The organism is Streptomyces spinosisporus (genome assembly GCF_022698145.1).
Classification (GTDB): domain Bacteria; phylum Actinomycetota; class Actinomycetes; order Streptomycetales; family Streptomycetaceae; genus Streptomyces; species Streptomyces spinosisporus.
This window is the reverse complement of sequence record NZ_JALDAX010000004.1, coordinates 265,171-279,960: the sequence shown is the minus strand read 5'-3', so window position 1 is coordinate 279,960 and position 14,790 is coordinate 265,171. Positions and strand designations below refer to the sequence as shown.

Annotated in this window: 15 protein-coding genes and 1 tRNA gene; 7 read left to right on the top strand and 9 right to left on the bottom strand. The window is 70.0% G+C overall.

Annotated elements, in window-relative coordinates; genetic code table 11:
- Window positions 1-517: 517 nt before the first annotated feature.
- The gene (locus MQN93_RS12775; RefSeq protein ID WP_242709565.1) at window positions 518-1,207 is read right to left on the bottom strand and encodes a zinc finger domain-containing protein; all 690 of its coding nucleotides are present in this window, start codon (window positions 1,205-1,207) and stop codon (window positions 518-520) included.
- 7 nt (window positions 1,208-1,214) lie between these two features.
- Window positions 1,215-2,060: a helix-turn-helix domain-containing protein gene (locus MQN93_RS12770; protein ID WP_242709564.1), complete on the bottom strand. Its 846-nt coding sequence runs from the start codon at window positions 2,058-2,060 to the stop codon at window positions 1,215-1,217.
- A 477-nt stretch (window positions 2,061-2,537) separates the two neighbouring features.
- Between MQN93_RS12770 and MQN93_RS12765 the strand changes: the two genes are divergently transcribed.
- The 5 genes from MQN93_RS12765 (at window position 2,538) to MQN93_RS12745 (ending at window position 6,342) form a co-directional block, all read left to right on the top strand.
- A complete protein-coding gene (locus MQN93_RS12765) occupies window positions 2,538-2,795 on the top strand; it encodes a helix-turn-helix domain-containing protein (RefSeq protein ID WP_242709563.1) in 258 nt (85 codons plus the stop codon).
- A gap of 142 nt (window positions 2,796-2,937) precedes the next feature.
- A complete protein-coding gene (locus MQN93_RS12760) occupies window positions 2,938-3,150 on the top strand; it encodes a helix-turn-helix domain-containing protein (RefSeq protein WP_242709562.1) in 213 nt (70 codons plus the stop codon).
- Window positions 3,150-4,301: a tyrosine-type recombinase/integrase gene (locus tag MQN93_RS12755; RefSeq protein WP_242709561.1), complete on the top strand. Its 1,152-nt coding sequence runs from the start codon at window positions 3,150-3,152 to the stop codon at window positions 4,299-4,301. The genes MQN93_RS12760 and MQN93_RS12755 overlap by 1 nt, the downstream gene beginning before the upstream one ends.
- Before the next feature lie 200 nt (window positions 4,302-4,501).
- Entirely contained in the window at window positions 4,502-5,152 is a 651-nt protein-coding gene (locus MQN93_RS12750) for a hypothetical protein (protein WP_242709560.1), read from the top strand.
- A gap of 35 nt (window positions 5,153-5,187) precedes the next feature.
- Complete coding sequence (locus MQN93_RS12745) at window positions 5,188-6,342, top strand: helix-turn-helix domain-containing protein (protein WP_242709559.1); 1,155 nt, start codon at window positions 5,188-5,190, stop codon at window positions 6,340-6,342.
- A 392-nt stretch (window positions 6,343-6,734) separates the two neighbouring features.
- On the opposite strand, the gene MQN93_RS12740 is transcribed toward MQN93_RS12745, so the two are convergent.
- Window positions 6,735-6,808: transfer RNA gene (locus MQN93_RS12740), tRNA-Gly, on the bottom strand.
- Window positions 6,809-7,333: 525 nt separating this feature from the next.
- On the opposite strand from MQN93_RS12740, the gene dcd reads away from it, so the two are divergent.
- Together dcd and MQN93_RS12730 are read left to right on the top strand one after the other, a co-directional pair.
- Window positions 7,334-7,909 (top strand): dCTP deaminase, encoded by a 576-nt coding sequence (gene dcd, locus MQN93_RS12735; RefSeq protein ID WP_016437198.1) that lies wholly within the window; start codon window positions 7,334-7,336, stop codon window positions 7,907-7,909.
- A 12-nt stretch (window positions 7,910-7,921) separates the two neighbouring features.
- Entirely contained in the window at window positions 7,922-8,419 is a 498-nt protein-coding gene (locus tag MQN93_RS12730) for a phosphoribosyltransferase (RefSeq protein ID WP_242709558.1), read from the top strand.
- A gap of 70 nt (window positions 8,420-8,489) precedes the next feature.
- Here MQN93_RS12730 and MQN93_RS12725 read toward each other — a convergent pair whose 3' ends face one another.
- The 6 genes from MQN93_RS12725 to MQN93_RS12700 form a co-directional block, all read right to left on the bottom strand.
- On the bottom strand, window positions 8,490-9,461 hold the full coding sequence (locus tag MQN93_RS12725; RefSeq protein ID WP_242709557.1) for a Yip1 family protein: 972 nt from the start codon (window positions 9,459-9,461) through the stop codon (window positions 8,490-8,492).
- Between the two features lie 130 nt (window positions 9,462-9,591).
- The gene (locus tag MQN93_RS12720) at window positions 9,592-11,070 is read right to left on the bottom strand and encodes an FG-GAP and VCBS repeat-containing protein (RefSeq protein ID WP_242709556.1); all 1,479 of its coding nucleotides are present in this window, start codon (window positions 11,068-11,070) and stop codon (window positions 9,592-9,594) included.
- A gap of 225 nt (window positions 11,071-11,295) precedes the next feature.
- The gene (locus MQN93_RS12715; protein ID WP_242709555.1) at window positions 11,296-12,558 is read right to left on the bottom strand and encodes an FG-GAP repeat domain-containing protein; all 1,263 of its coding nucleotides are present in this window, start codon (window positions 12,556-12,558) and stop codon (window positions 11,296-11,298) included.
- A gap of 142 nt (window positions 12,559-12,700) precedes the next feature.
- Window positions 12,701-13,378 carry a response regulator gene (locus tag MQN93_RS12710; RefSeq protein ID WP_242709554.1) on the bottom strand — a complete coding sequence of 226 codons (678 nt, stop codon included), beginning with the start codon at window positions 13,376-13,378 and terminating at the stop codon, window positions 12,701-12,703.
- Window positions 13,375-13,725, bottom strand: a complete 351-nt coding sequence (locus MQN93_RS12705; protein WP_242709553.1) for a sensor histidine kinase — start codon at window positions 13,723-13,725, stop codon at window positions 13,375-13,377. The genes MQN93_RS12710 and MQN93_RS12705 overlap by 4 nt, the downstream gene beginning before the upstream one ends.
- Window positions 13,641-14,615, bottom strand: a complete 975-nt coding sequence (locus MQN93_RS12700; protein WP_242709552.1) for a sensor histidine kinase — start codon at window positions 14,613-14,615, stop codon at window positions 13,641-13,643. The genes MQN93_RS12705 and MQN93_RS12700 overlap by 85 nt, the downstream gene beginning before the upstream one ends.
- Window positions 14,616-14,790 lie beyond the last annotated feature (175 nt).

The window sequence follows — 14,790 nt, the reverse complement described above, 5'->3', positions numbered from 1 at the left end:
GCACGTGTGGTTCTCCGGGGGCGTGATTGGTAGGGGAGCTGAGTCGCCGAGGCGCCGAACGAGGCAGGTGAGGCCAGCGGCTGGGGCGATTCGAGGGTGGTGGGAATTACGGCGGACGCCGTCAGGGGTGGGGCTGTCGTTGTGAGGAGAGCAAGGGGGTCCCCGAAGCGTTGCGGTGTGCACGGTCCCCAGACGCTTGGGGACGGCGACGCGACGCTCATCGGGGACCGTCCCCCTGACGCGTCGTCACGGGGACCGTCCCCTTCCACTGCACGGTCCCCGTCCCCGAGGGGACCGAAGGGGCTGCTGCGGGGACGGTCCCCATTTCGGGGGACGCTCCGGGACCGACTCAAAGGCGCTCTGAGCTGCGGATTCAGAGGGGACCGGTCCCCGGGGGCGGTCGGCACGGTCCCCGAGACGCGGTCCCCGAAGTGCTCGTCGGAACTGTGTACGACCGGTTCGGGGACCGACGCTCGTAGTCCCACACGGCCGCCGCGAGGAGCGAAGCCGGACCGCGTCACGTGACTCGGTCTCGGTCCGTCCGGGCAGTGGCGAGGTCGACGCGGGACGGGTGGGGCGTCGCACGTACGGCGTTGCCCCGGACGGTTCCGTCAGGGCTCGGCCTGCGTTGACGGCACGGGGAGCCCACGGGTGCATGGCACCAGTCGCACCGGACACCGAGCGCATCGGGGACGCCGTCGGCGACGGCGGCCTCGCACGCGGCGCGGGTCGGGCGGTAGCGGGCCAGCTCGGCGCGTACGGATGGTGGGATGCACGATCCGATCCCGCGCGGGCGCTCCTCGACGTCGCGAGGCTGGCCACCGCCGGTGATCTGCCGGTGCGTCGACGGCGCGGCCCTGCCGGTCGCGACAGCGTTGCGGGAGCGGAGCAGCTCGGCACGCCAGGCGACGGGATCATCTGGGTCGGCGGCTGGAGTGGGGTCGGTATGCCGGTCGAGCCGGTTGCGTCGGTGGGCACGCCATCTGCGGGCGATGTCCACGGGCAGGATCGGGTACGGCGAGTCGAGGACGTGAGTCCGCACCGCCTGGCGGACGTCCCAGCCGTGGTCGGTGGCGAAGGGTATGTCGTCGAGCAGTTCCTGCCACTGAGCGATCTGGTCACGGGCTTCGGCCGTGCCGGTGCGGATGGTGCGGGGGTCGAGGCGGCCGATGTAGGCGAGGACGGCGGCGGCTTCGCGTCGGTCCAAAGGCGGGTTACTCCGTTCCGGTCGGTTCGTCGAGGGCGGCGAGCAGGGCGGCCATGTGTGCCTCGGTGCGCGTCATGCCGGTGGCCGGGGCGGGGGTGCCGCCGGGCAGGGCGTAGAGGTTTGGGCGGCCAGGGGTGGGGGTGTGTTCGCGGGCGATCCACGCGCGCCAGTCGGTGGCCCATGCGGCGGCGGTGCGGGGCGCCCAGGTGGCCCGGTAGGTGCGCCACTTCTCGTCGGCGGCGTGCAGGGCGTGCTCGCCAAGTCGGTCGAGGTGGCCGTGGTGCCGCAGCCAGGCACGGGCGTCGTCGTCGATCTGCCACTCGGCGGCGGAGATGAGCGGGGCAGAGCTGCTGCTGCTCTTACCGTTCACCTTCGGTTCTCTTCTGTTCTGGGGGTCGGAATCCGCACCCCCCTCGGGTCGGAATCCGTACCCCCTGGGGGCCGGATTCTGTTCCCCGGGGCCGGATTCCGGCCCCCCTTCAAAGGGGGTGACAGGGTCGGATTTCGACCCCCAGGGGGTCGAAATCTGATCCCCCTGAGGGGTCGGATTCTGCTCCCCCTCGGGGGCTTGTTCGGTGAGGAATCGGGCGGCGACCGGGAGGCAGTAGTAGGTCTCTCCTCGTGGGCCCTTGCGGTCGGTGAGCTGCACCAGCTCACCGTCGGCGATCAGTTTGGCCAGGGCGTCGCGTACGGCGGTGCGGGAGGCGTTGGCGCGTTTCATGAGGGTCGGTACGGACGCGTATGCGACGCAGTGCCGGTCGCGGCACCGGTCTGCGATCAGGGTGAGGATCATGCGGGCGGTGCCTTTGCTGTGGCTGTGGTCCCACACCCATTCGCGGGCGTCGTGGCTCATCGGGCGGCGGCTCCTGGGTCGGGGCGTGGAGGTGCGGTCGGCCCTTGTCGGGCGATGCACGGGGAGGGCGGCTCACAGCCCCGGTCCGAAGGCAGCGGGAGGGCTGGTGGCGTCGTATAGCCAAGACAGCCACATCGATGCCGCACAAGTCCAGCATTCCGCCGGGAAATCAGACAGCTGACGGCGAACGCGTGCTGTGAGGCATCTCCAAAAGCATAAACCTGGATCGCCGGTTGCCGAAATAATGCACCGTCAGATGAAGCCAGAAGCATCACATCGGGAACCCGTTGACTCCCGCTGAGAGCGCAAGCTACAACACAACACCCCACGTCAGAGCACGTCATCGGGCTGGTGAAGACACCGTCAACCGGATACCCGGAGCCCAGCCCAGAAGTAAGCCCCGGCCGCGCGCCGGGCGCAACATAGCCGACGATCGCCGGTTAACCAAACCGGCGAATGCAAGCTACAAATGGAGCCATGGCAGCACGATCTCTGGAAATAGGTCCGGCCGGAATACGGACCGCCCGCACCATCGAAATCCTCCGCACCGAACGCGGCCTCGCCCAGCGCGAGCTCGCCGCCCGCGTCAGCGCTCTCGGCCGGCCGATGACCAACACGATGCTGTCCCGTATCGAGCGCGCCCAGCGCCGCTGCGACATCGACGACCTCGTCGCCCTCTCCCAGGCCCTCCGGGTCTCGCCCCTGGCCCTCCTCCAAGGGATCCGCGCCGTGTAACTGCAAGCACTGCCTGCAGGAACGGCCTGCCGCCCCGAACCACCCCGAGTAAAGGACCCCTCGCCCTTGCGCCGACCCGCAATGCCCCCTGCCCTTCCCCGCTCACCTCGCACTGCTCGTGCCGCACAGGAGGTGACTGCGAATGGCTGACCGCCTCCTGACAGTGGCCGAGGCCGGCGAAATGCTCGGCACGGGCGAGCGTTTCGTCCGCCGTCTGATCGCCGAACGGCGTATCCGCTATGTCAAGCTCGGCCGCCCGGTCCGCATCCCCGAGAGCGCGGTCGCCGAGTACGTCGATGCGCGCACCGTCGAGCCGGTCCGGCGCACCCGTGCCCGCTACGGGAAGGCGGCCTGATGGCAGGACGCAAGCCGCAGCGGCGGCGCGAGTTCGGCACGGTACGCAAGCTGGCCTCCGGCCGGTGGCAGGCCCGCTACATCGGCCCCGACGGCCGGCGGTACACCGCGCCGGAGACGTTCGAGACCAGGTCCGACGCCCAGGACTGGCTCAACCTCGTCCGCGCCGACATCGAGCGCAACGTATGGCGCGACCCGGACGCCGGCGCGGTCAACTTCGAGAAGTACGCACTCCGTTGGATGGAGGAGCGCGGCCTGGCCCTCACCACCGTCGACCGCTACGACGGCCTGCTGCGTCTGCACCTCCTGCCGACCTTCGGGGACAAGGACCTGGACGAGATCACTCCGCCCTCCGTCCGCACATGGCGCGCCGAGCGCCTGAAGGCGACCGGCGCCACAAGGGTCGCCAAGTCGTACCGCCTGCTGAAGGGCATCTTGCAGACGGCGGTCGACGACGACCTCCTACGCAGCAACCCATGCCGTATCAAGGGCGCGGGCAAGGAGGAGGCTGACGAACGCCCCACCGCGACCATTGAGCAGGTCTTCGACCTCGCCGACGCGATGGGCCCGCGCTGGCGCCTGATGGTCCTGCTCGGCGCCTTCGCCTCCCTCCGCCCGGAAGAACTGGCGGAACTGCGCCGTCACAGTGTCGATCTCGACGAATGTTCCCTGCGCATCACGCAGGCTTCGCCGGAGCTGACCAACGGCAGGCGGGTCACCGGAGACCCCAAGACACGGGCGGGCAAGCGCACCGTGTACCTGCCCGACTTCCTGCTCCCGGAACTGCGTCGTCACCTCCAGTGGTTCGCGGAGAAGGAACGGGACGGCCTCCTCTTCGTCGGCGAGAAGGGCGCCCCCTTCCGCCGCTCGACCTTCGGCCGCAAGTGGCGCAAGGCGAGGACCAAGGTCGGGATGCCGGACAACTTCCGCTTCTACGACCTGCGGCACACCGGCAACACCCTGGCCGCCGACACGGGTGCCAAGCTGAAGGACCTCATGGTCCGCGCCGGCCAGTCCTCGGAGCGGGCCCAGCTGATCTACCAGCACTCGACGGCGAAGCATCAGCGGAGGCTCGCGCAGGGGATCGACACCGAGGTACGCGCACAGCTCCGTGAGGCAGATGGAGACCGGCAGAGTGCCCGCGAGGCGTAACACCCTGGTGTCCGTACGGGGCCCGTCCGGTCAAACCGGCCGGGTCCTGTCCTCTGAGCTGCCAGTTTCGGAGAAGGGGACGCTGGCTTTAGGCGGCGCACCCCAACCTCTACGGCACTGAACAGGATCATTTCTTGATTTCCCGCCTCATTTGAGGGAGGATTTCCGGAAGTCGAGTGGGGTGTGTCGGGAGGTAGGGCATGACCGTCGTGCATGCGGAGGACCGCCAGGTCCGTGACCGGCTCGCCGAACTGGGTCTGTCGGTCCAGGGGATCGACGCCGCCCTGCGTCGGGCCGAATCGGAGCGCAACTTCTGCACGCCGCTGGATCCTGTCTCACTGCCCGGCAACATCTTCTGGGGTCGGACGATTCGATTCCTGCGGGAGACGTACATCCCGGAGGGTTGGACCAGCGCCAGCCCCAGCAACGTTCCACTGCTCGTCTCGCCCTCCGGGGACTTCGCCATCGCGGCCTCCAGCGGCAGCTCGGAGACCGGATATGCAGCCCTCACGCCATCCACCCGCTACCCGAAGGGGAATGCGGTGATGAAGCGGGTGGAGGCCAATCGGCAGCTGCTGCTTTTCGGTGGGACCGAGGTGGAGCCCGAGCAGCAGGAAGCCGGTAACGGCATCCCGACATGGTTCCTGCTCTACCACCACTTGAAGACCGATCAGGGGACGCGGCTGCACGCCGAGCTTTCGTTTCCGAACGACCCGGGAAGCCGTGGCAAGATCAGCAGCTGGAACGAGCGGATCATCCTCCCCTGGATCGACTTCGAGGGCTTCACTCCGTTCGTCGACGATGCCGATGACCAGGGCGGCATCGACATCCCGATTGAGCGCCTGCCCTGACCGTCCCGCCCAGACCTCCCCACTTGGCTCCTCCCATGACCACCGCATCCCGGCTAGTCCTGGCGCGCAAGCGCCGAGGGCTGACCGTCACCCGACTCGCCCAGATGGCCGGCCTGACGCCACGCAGGCTGTCCGACTTCGAGAACGGACGGGCCACTCCAAGCCCTCCGTCGCTTGAGGCGATCGCGACAGCTCTGGAGTTCCCTTCTTCCTTCTTCAGCGCCGAGGAGGTCGCCGAGCTGACCGTCGACTCGGTCAGCTTCCGTGCCCTGAGCAAGATGACCGCCTCCCAGCGGGACATCGCCCTCAGCTCCGGACGGTTGGCGCGCGCTCTGCAGGACTGGATGGGCGCGCACTTCCGCCTGCCTGCCCCCGACATCCCGTCTCTGACCTCGTTCAGCCGCCTGCGCTCGGACGAGGATCAGATCCCCCGTCCCGGGGAGGCGGCCGGCACGGACGTCCCAGCGGAGGAAGCCGCCTCCCTGGTGCGCGCACGCTGGGGGCTCGGGAACGCGCCGATCCCGAATGTGGTGCACCTGTTGGAGGCGCATGGCGTTCGCGTCTTCTCCCTTTCCAGGGCCTGTCCTGAAGTAGACGCGTTTTCCTTCTGGGACCGGGGGATCCCGTTCGTGCTGCTGAGCACCGAGAAGACGGCGGAACGTGGGCGCTTCGACGCCGCTCACGAACTTGGACATCTCGTCCTGCACGGCGAGGAGCAGATGCCGCACGGCCCACAGGCCGAGGCGGAAGCGCACCGCTTCGCAGCCGCATTCCTCATGCCGCGGGCAGACGTTCTGGCCCACGCCCCGCATGGCGCGAGCACGAGCTGGATCCTCCAGGCCAAACGCCGCTGGAAGGTCGCCGCCATGGCGCTTGCACACCGGCTGCACGAACTGGGCCTGACCACCGAATGGCAGTACCGAACCCACTGCGTGGAACTCGGCCGTCTCGGCTACCGCAAGTCGGAACCTGGGAGCGGCGTCGCCCGTGAGACCTCCCAGGTGCTGGGCAAGGTGTTCACTGCTCTGCGCAGTGAGGGGACGCGGCCTGCGGACGTGGCCCGCGAACTTCATCTCCGGCCTGCCGACCTCAACGACCTGATCTTTGGGCTCGTTGTGACCGCGCAGGAGGGAGAGGGGCAAGGGCGCGGCGGTGCGCACAACCGGCCGCACCTGTCTGTGGTCCGCTGACATCGTCCGGCGATCGAGGACCGGACCGGGGCCTGCTCACCGACCTCGGCGTGGGCCCAGTACGTGGCAGCTGCTACGGCTGTGGGTCCCCCGACGCGGCCTGGGAGCCAAGTGGTGTGCGGGGGAGCCGCTGGTGAAGGGCTGCGCATCCCTTCATTCGTGAACTGCCGCTTTGCGTAAGCGACTTCGCTAGCCTGATGGGCTGTAGTGGCGCAGGTCACACAAAATGCGTCTCGCCATTTGAGACGCCAGCGGCGGAGCCGCTCAAAGTGACACCTGGGCGGCCCTGAAATGGCCACTTGACCTCGACTTAGGGCACGCGAAGGGCACGCCACCCCCAAATTGGTCTAGACAACAAACAAACCCCAGGTCGCTGACCTGGGGTTTCATTCTGGAGCGGGTGACGAGAATCGAACTCGCGCTCTCAGCTTGGGAAGCTGATGTTCTACCATTAAACTACACCCGCGTAAGACGCCGACCGAGGCCGGTGTCGAATGCAACGTCACCTTACCTCATCCCCGGCCCCCGGCGCTGAAGCCGTGGGGCCGTGCTGTGTTTGTGGGGGCTATGAGGCTGCGGGGGGCGGGAGTTGGGGCGTACGGTGGAGGGGTGGGAGAGGGTCCGGGCAGGGCCGGAGTGCCGCGTGCGGAGTCGTTTCTTTGATCCCGTAACGTGGCATTTGTCGTCTGGTGAGCAATAGCCAGACGCGGCTCTTGGGGAAGGGACTCTTGGACTTGATGGAGCGCACCGTCGTCCGTTGTGCCGATGGGCACGTGTTCAGCACCGCTACGTTCCCGATGCAGCAGGCCGAGCGACTCGGCCCCGGCCGGCTCGTCCGGTGTCCACGGTGTGCCCGGCTCCGCAGTGCGGTGCCGGTCAGCCTGCAAAAGCAGCACTAGCGGAACCAGCAGCATGAGCGGCATACGTGGTGTGCAGGCGCGCGGGGCGGCTCGGTTGTGGCCGTACCGCGCGCCTTGCGTATCCTCGGGGCGTGCTTCTCTCAGACAAGGACATCCGGGCCGAGATCGACGCCGGGCGAGTGGTGATCGATCCCTACGACCAATCCATGGTGCAGCCGTCGAGTGTCGACGTGCGCCTGGACCGGTACTTCCGGGTGTTCGAGAACCACAAGTACCCGCACATCGATCCCTCCGTCGAGCAGGTGGATCTCACCCGGCTCGTGGAGCCGGAGGGCGACGAGCCGTTCATCCTGCACCCCGGGGAGTTCGTCCTCGCCAGCACGTACGAGGTCATCACGCTCCCCGTCGACCTGGCCTCCCGGCTGGAGGGCAAGAGCTCGCTCGGGCGGCTCGGGCTGGTCACGCACTCCACCGCCGGGTTCATCGACCCCGGCTTCTCCGGGCATGTGACGCTGGAGCTCTCCAACCTCGCCACCCTGCCCATCAAGCTCTGGCCCGGCATGAAGATCGGCCAGCTGTGCCTGTTCCGGCTCAGCTCGCCCTCCGAGTTCCCCTACGGCAGCGAGCGCTACGGCTCCCGCTACCAGGGCCAGCGCGGACCCACCGCCTCCCGGTCCTACCTCAACTTCCACCGGACCCAGGTCTGAGGGCGGGGCGGCATGAGTGACGTACGGGAGAACCTGACCTACGAGGCGTTCGGCACCGCCGTGCGCGACCTCGCGCAGACCATCGCCGACGACGGGTACGAGCCGGACATCGTGCTCAGCATCGCCCGCGGCGGCGTCTTCGTCGCCGGCGGCCTCGCCTACGCCCTCGACTGCAAGAACATCCATCTCGTGAACGTCGAGTTCTACACGGGCGTGGGCACCACCCTCGACATGCCCGTCATGCTCGCCCCCGTGCCCAACGTCATCGACTTCTCCGACAAGAAGGTCCTCATCACCGACGACGTCGCCGACACGGGCAAGACCCTGAAGCTCGTACGGGACTTCTGCCTCGACACCGTCGCCGAGGTCCGCTCCGCCGTCATCTACGAGAAGTCGCAGTCACTGGTGAAGTGCGACTACGTGTGGAAGCGGACGGACGAGTGGATCAACTTTCCGTGGAGCGTGATGCCGCCGGTCGTCACCCGTTCCGGGCAGGTTCTCGACGCCTGACGGGACTGCAAGTGCGGAAATGAAAGAGGGCTCCCGGTGCTGCACCGGGAGCCCTTTGCTGTTCAGGGCCTCAGAACGTGCCCAGCTTCACGATCGACAGCAGGGCGATCAGCTGGATGGCGCTGGCGCCGAGGGCCCTTGGCCAGGGGAGGTCGTGGGAGCGGCTGACCATCAGGGTCAGGAGGGCGCCGGCCGCCACCCAGGTCGCCCAGCCCAGGAGCTGGACGAAGGAGGCGTCGCCGCCGAAGAACATGGCGACGACCAGACGCGGGGCGTCGGTGAGGGACATGATCAGCATGGAGAGGCCGACCGTGGGCTGCCAGGCGCCGTCGCCGCCGAGCTGGCGGGCCAGGGTGTGGGTGACCACGCCCAGGATGAAGGCCGACAGCACCATCGCCACGGCCGTCGTCAGGACGATCGGGACCGCGTTCGAGAGGGTGGCCTCGATCGCGTCCTTGCGGGCGCCGTCGAAGCCGAAGACCGCGAGCAGGCCGTAGAGGAACGTCACGATCAGGGCCGGGCCCCACATCGTGTAGTCGCGCATCTGCAGGAAGGTCTGGGTGGGCGACAGGACGATGCCCCTCAGCAGGTCCTTCCAGTGCAGCCGCGGTCCCACGGGGCCGGCCGCGGCCGAGCCCGCGCGGTAGGTGTCGCCCTGGCTGTACGGGTCCTCGCCGACCGAGAACGCCTGGGTGTGACCGGGGTTGTTGGCCGCGTACGGGTCGTGGTGGCCCTGCGGCGCGGGTCCGCCCGGGCCGCCGAAGTACTCCGGCTCGTCGTATCCCCCGGCGTTGCCGCCCTGCTGCCACTGGCCGCCGCCGTGTGCGTACGGCTGCTGCGGCGCAGAAGGGTAGCCGTACGACGGGCCCTGCGGGGCCTGCCGGCCGTACGGGGGTTGTTGCGGTTGCCTGGGCGGAGCTCCGTTGTTCCGGGCGCCGCGTCCGATCCTGAATCCAGCCACGTCATCGAACGTAACCGATCCCGCGGAGCGGCGTGGCGGGCCCGGCGGTTCGGGCCCGGCTTTGCGGCCGAGCTGTGACATCCCCTAAGGGACGGGCGGGGCGGGCGCGCCGGGACCCGTAAGGGGGTTGTCGGGGGAAGAAGAGGAGGAGCCGGGCCCGAGGGTGAGGGTCCGGCTCCTCGTTCAGGTGCGGTGATCGGCTACGAGCCGGTCAGTCCGCGAAGTTGGCGCCGAAGTACGGATAGCCCGTCGTCGAGACGCCCGAGGTGCTCGGGGCGATGGAGCGCGAGCCCGTGGTGGTGATCTTCGTGCCGTTCGAGGGCAGGTAGGTCACGCCGCCGTTGCCGGCGTTCTCCTGGGAGCCGACGAGCAGGTCGGCCTTGCCGTCGCCGGTGACGTCGTCGAGCTTGACGTCCGTGCCGAAGTAGTCGTTCTTCTCGTCGTTGCCGGGCACGCCCGCCGTGGACTGCGCGAAGGACTGGGCGCCGGAGGCGGTGTTCAGGCCGTTCGCGGTGCCGTAGAGGACGTCGACGGCGCCGGTGTTCGTGGCGCTGCCGATGTTCTCGCCGGCCACGCCGATCGCGAGGTCCAGGTAGCCGTCGCCGTTGACGTCGCCCAGGTCGAGCTCGTAGCCGAAGAAGTCGTTGCCCTCGGCGGTGCCGGGAACGTTCCCGGTGTCCTGGGTGATGCCGGTGGCGCTGGTGGTGAGCGGGCCGCCGTCGGAGCCGTGGGTGACCCAGACCTTGCCGCCCTTGCCGGAGTCGGGGACGGTCGTCCCGTCCTCGGTGGTGGTGTTCCAGTAGGCGCCGGAGACGATGTCGCCGTAGCCGTCGTGGTCGATGTCGCCGATCGCGGTGATCACGCCGGGCTTGAGCACCTCCGAGGCGCCCATGTTCAGGCCGCTCGGGGTGCCGGGGACGTAGTAGTTCTTGTTCCAGCCGTAGTCGGTCTGGGTCTCGTAGCCGTCGATGACCAGGTCGGTCTCGGGGCCGCCGTTGATGTTGCCGGCGGTCAGGTTGAGCGGGCCGTTCGCGTCCGTGCCCTGGATCGGCGGCTTGATCGTGTACGTGCCGCCGGGCTTGCCGGTGGAGCTTATGCCGCCCTTGAGGACGTAGATGGTGGCGTTGGAGCTGCCGACGGCCAGGTCGGCCTTGCCGTCGCCGTCGAAGTCGCCGGCAGCGAGGTTCTTGCCCCAGTAGTCGTGGCCGGAGGGGGACGGGTCGGAGACCGTGACGCCCTTGCCGGTGATGCCGGAGGCCGAGCCCCACAGGATCGCGAGGCCGCCGCCGTCCTTGTCGCTGCCGACGTCCTCGCCGGGGGAGCCCACGGCGATGTCGTCGTAGCCGTCGCCGTTGAAGTCGGCGTACGCCGACTCGGCACCGAAGTGGTCGCCGGTCTCGGCGGTACCGGGGTTGCCCGTGGTGTTCTGGCTGATGGTGGAGCGCTTGGCGGAGGACACGCCGGACTTGGTGCCGTAGAGGACGACCAGCTGTCCGGCCTCGGCCTTGCCGCTGACGTAGGCGCCGTCGGCCGAGAAGGCCGTGTCGCCGATCCCGTCGCCGTTGAAGTCGGCCTGCGGGACGGTGGTGGAGTCCGCGGCCGTAGCGGTGACGGCCGAGAACGTGAGCAGACCGCCCGTCAGCGCGGCCGCGGTGGCGGTGGCGAGGGCGAGTCGCAGAGGTCTGTGCATGCGGGTTTTCTCCTGCTGCATGCGGGGGACGCCTGGCGGGCGTCCACAGTCGATGGGGTGCGCGACGAATGGTGTTGGCCGGAAGTTGACTTGGCGTTAACCGTTCGGTCGGCGATCAGGAGACCCACGACGGTGGTGAAGGGTTGTACGTGAGTTCGGTTATTTTTTGAGGCTGCTGTGAAGCCTCTCCGCACCCGCCTCCGCATGCGTCTCCGCACGCGTCCGTCAGTCCGCGAGGAACTCCGAGCTGGAGAAGGTGACCGACGGCTCGGCCGCCAGCAGCCCCTTCTTCACCCCCGGGTAGACCGCGACGGTGTCCTTCGTCTCGCCGCGGTACGTGCGCACCGCCAGGTCCGCCCGGCCGTCGCCGTCGAAGTCGCCCACGGCGAGCACCCTGGTGGTACCCCGGGCCGGGGGTGCGACGGTGACCGTGCCGGTCGTGGTCAGGCCCGTCGTACGGCCGCGGAAGACCCGCAGCCGCGTGCCGCTGGAGACCAGGTCGGTGAGGCCGTCGCCGTCGAAGTCGGCGGCGTCGAGCATGGAGCCGGGGGAGGCGAGGGTGGCGCGGGCCGGGGCCGGGAGGTCGTAGCGCAGGGACGTTTTTCCCATCGCGCCGACCGCCGCGTCCAGGGCCGCCCCCTTGCCGAAGCGGCCGAGGGCGACGTCGATGCCCTCGGGCAGGGTGGTGCCGGTGCGGGTCGGTCCGTCGGGTCCGCCGAGGACGACGTACGCCTTGCCCGGTCCGTCCGTCGTACGGACCACCAGGTCGTCGTATCCGTCGCGGTTCACGTCGGCCGCCGGGCCGGTCGGGACCTCGCCGGGCGAGGGAACGGGGGCGCCGGCCGCGCGAGGAGCGCCCTTGCGGGTGAACGGGCCGCGCAGGAAGCTGAGGCGCTGCCCCGACGCGTGCAGGACGAGGTCCTCGGCGCCGTCGCCGTCGAAGTCGCCGCACACCGGCTGGTCGGGCCAGTCGTTGCCGAAGCGGGCGGCGGCGGGGACGGTGAGGGTGACCGCGCGGGTCAGGCCGCCGGGGGAGCCGAAGAGGACCTGGAGCGGGACCGGGGGCATGCCCTGGCCGTCGTAGGGCGGGTCGGTCGAGACGATGAGGTCGGTGAAGCCGTCCTTGTCCAGGTCGCAGCTCGCCTCCGCGTCGAAGACGGCGGGCAGTTGGCCCTTGGTGCGGGCGGCGTACTTCGCGGGGGCGATCAACTGCCGTGCGCCCGGGGCGAGTCCGTGCGTTCCGCCGTAGACGACGCCGATGCCCGCGTCGTCGGCGTGGCTCTGCGCCTTGACGAGGGCGTCCAGGACGAGGTCGCGGTGTCCGTCGCCGTTGAAGTCGTCGGGGGTCCTGCTGCCCTTGCCGTGCGGGACGGGCAGCTTGGCGGGGGCGTCGGCGATGCGTACGGGGGTGGGGCGGGCGGCCTTGGTGTCACCACCCGGACCGCAGGCGGCGAGCAGAAGCGCGGTGCAGACGACCGCCGTACACATCCCACCTCTTCGCACGCGCACCGCTCACCTCGTCAGCCCCGTCGACAACGCCTGGGCAATGATGCACGCGTTCGAGCCGGGAGGACAGTCCGGGTTCGGCCGCACGGCGTTCCGGCTGCGGCGACACCTGCACCGTCCCGGACTATGGCGTGCCTGGAGTGACGAGGCCGGACTCGTAGGCGATGACGACGAGTTGTGCGCGGTCCCGGGCGTCCAGTTTCGTGAGGAGTCGGCTGACGTGCGTCTTCGCCGTGGCGGCGCTGATGTGCAGGCGGACGGCGATCTCGGCGTTGGACAGGCCGCGGGCGACTTCCCTGAGGACTTCGCGTTCGCGGTCGGTGACGGTGCTCAGGGCGGCGGGGGTGGTCTCGAGGGCCCGGGCGGACTGGGGCCGTCGGGCGAACTCCGCGATCAGGCGCCGGGTGATGCGCGGTGCCAGCAGGCCGTCGCCGGCGGCGACGACACGGACGGCGGCCAGGAGGTCCTCGGGGGTGGTGTCCTTGAGGACGAAGCCGCTGGCGCCGGCGCGCAGGGCCGTATAGACGTACTCGTCGAGGTCGAAGGTGGTCAGGATGAGGACGCGGGAGCCCTCCAGGCCGGGGTCGGTGCAGATGCGGCGGGTGGCCACGAGGCCGTCGGTGTGCGGCATCCGGATGTCCATGAGGACGACGTCCGGGCGGTGTTCACGGGTCAGGGCCAGGGCCTGCGCGCCGTCGTCGGCCTCCGCGACGACCCGCATGTCGGGCGCGGAGTCGATCAGGAGCCTGAACCCACCGCGGAGCAGGGGCTGGTCGTCGGCGACCACCACGCGGATCGTCATGCCGTGTCCTCGTCGGTGGGGATACGGGCGAGGACGCGGAACCCGCCCTCGGGCAGCGGCCCGGCGCTGAACTCGCCGCCGAACAGGTGGACGCGTTCGCGCATGCCGACCAGACCGTGGGCCGCGGTGCCGGGCGGGGCGACGGCGTCGGCGGGGCGGGTGCCGCCGGTGCCGTGGTCGACTATCTCGATCGCCAGGTCCTCGGGGTGGTAACTGACGCGCAGCCGGGCGCTCGTGGCTCCCGCGTGCCGGACGACGTTCGTCAGCGCCTCCTGGATGATGCGGTAGGCGGAGCGGCCGATGCTGTCGGGCAGCGCCCGCGGAGCGCCCTCCGCTCGGAGGTCCACCCGGACACCGGCCTGCTGGACCCGGGCGAGCAGCTCGTCGAGGTGGTCGAGGCCGGGTGCCGGGCGACAGGGGCTACGGGGGCGTCGGCCTCGGGGGCGTCGGCCTCGGCGTGCGGAGTGCGCAGGACGCCCAGCAGCAGTCTCATCTCCTGCATGATGCCGCGGCTGGTGCTCTCGATGATGCCCAGCGCGTTGCGGGCCTCGTCGGGGCGGCTCTCGATGAGCATGCGCGCGATGCCGGAGCGCACGGTGATCACGCTCATCGCGTGGGCGAGTGAGTCGTGCAGCTCACGGGCGATGTGGATGCGCTCCTCCACGGCCGCCTGCCGGATCCGCTGCTCGCGTTGGGCCTCGCGCTCCATGGCGCGTTCGGCCAGCGTCTTCTCGTACGCGCGTCGGCGGCGGGTGTTCTCCCCGACCAGCCAGCCGCCGGCCAGCAGGAGCACCCCCGAGCCCAGCGCGCCGGACAGGCTGCCGGACGCGCCGGCGAGGGCGCCGCCGAACACCACGAGCACACCGGCGGCGAGCGCGGTGAGGGAGCGGCGGCGCGGGGTGACCGCCGCCATGGAGTACATGGCGAGCGTCGCGAGCTGTACCAGCCAGGCGTTGGAATGCAGCGCCATCGAGACGCCGACCGCCCCGCTGATCACGGTCAGTACGGCGAGCGGGCGGCGTCGCCGCCACGGCAGCGGCAGGCAGACTGCGGCGATGGCCGCGTAGCGGACGAGGTCCCAGGTCAGGCCCCTCGGCTCCGGGTGGCGGGTGGCCGCGAGGGCTGCCGCGTTCGCGGCGGCCGCGGTGGCGATCGCCCCGTCGAGGAGCGTCCAGTGCCGTGCGGTGAGGCGGCGGCTCAGCGGACGCGCCGGCCGCTCCGGGAGGTCGTCGGGCATATCGCCCAAGGCTAGCCAGGGCGGGGTCGCCCGGCGTCGGCCCGGCGGCCGACCGGATCCGTACGCCTGCGGATGTACATCCGCCGCGGACACCGGCCCCGTACATCTGCCGGACGGCCTGCAGAACCGGCGTGCGGGCCGACGCCCCGGCGCCTCATGGCCGCGGATTCTGGTG

Excerpts from the sequence above, each read along its gene's own strand:
- MQN93_RS12765 (WP_242709563.1), top strand. The coding sequence starts at position 2,538 with ATGGCAGCACGATCTCTGGAAATAGGTCCGGCCGGAATACGGACCGCC.
- MQN93_RS12710 (WP_242709554.1), bottom strand. The coding sequence starts at position 13,378 with ATGACGATCCGCGTGGTGGTCGCCGACGACCAGCCCCTGCTCCGCGGT.
- MQN93_RS12725 (WP_242709557.1), bottom strand. The coding sequence starts at position 9,461 with ATGTCACAGCTCGGCCGCAAAGCCGGGCCCGAACCGCCGGGCCCGCCA.
- MQN93_RS12745 (WP_242709559.1), top strand. The coding sequence starts at position 5,188 with ATGACCACCGCATCCCGGCTAGTCCTGGCGCGCAAGCGCCGAGGGCTG.
- MQN93_RS12700 (WP_242709552.1), bottom strand. The coding sequence starts at position 14,615 with ATGCCCGACGACCTCCCGGAGCGGCCGGCGCGTCCGCTGAGCCGCCGC.
- MQN93_RS12770 (WP_242709564.1), bottom strand. The coding sequence starts at position 2,060 with ATGAGCCACGACGCCCGCGAATGGGTGTGGGACCACAGCCACAGCAAA.
- MQN93_RS12760 (WP_242709562.1), top strand. The coding sequence starts at position 2,938 with ATGGCTGACCGCCTCCTGACAGTGGCCGAGGCCGGCGAAATGCTCGGC.
- MQN93_RS12755 (WP_242709561.1), top strand. The coding sequence starts at position 3,150 with ATGGCAGGACGCAAGCCGCAGCGGCGGCGCGAGTTCGGCACGGTACGC.
- MQN93_RS12750 (WP_242709560.1), top strand. The coding sequence starts at position 4,502 with ATGACCGTCGTGCATGCGGAGGACCGCCAGGTCCGTGACCGGCTCGCC.
- MQN93_RS12730 (WP_242709558.1), top strand. The coding sequence starts at position 7,922 with ATGAGTGACGTACGGGAGAACCTGACCTACGAGGCGTTCGGCACCGCC.
- MQN93_RS12715 (WP_242709555.1), bottom strand. The coding sequence starts at position 12,558 with ATGTGTACGGCGGTCGTCTGCACCGCGCTTCTGCTCGCCGCCTGCGGT.
- MQN93_RS12720 (WP_242709556.1), bottom strand. The coding sequence starts at position 11,070 with ATGCACAGACCTCTGCGACTCGCCCTCGCCACCGCCACCGCGGCCGCG.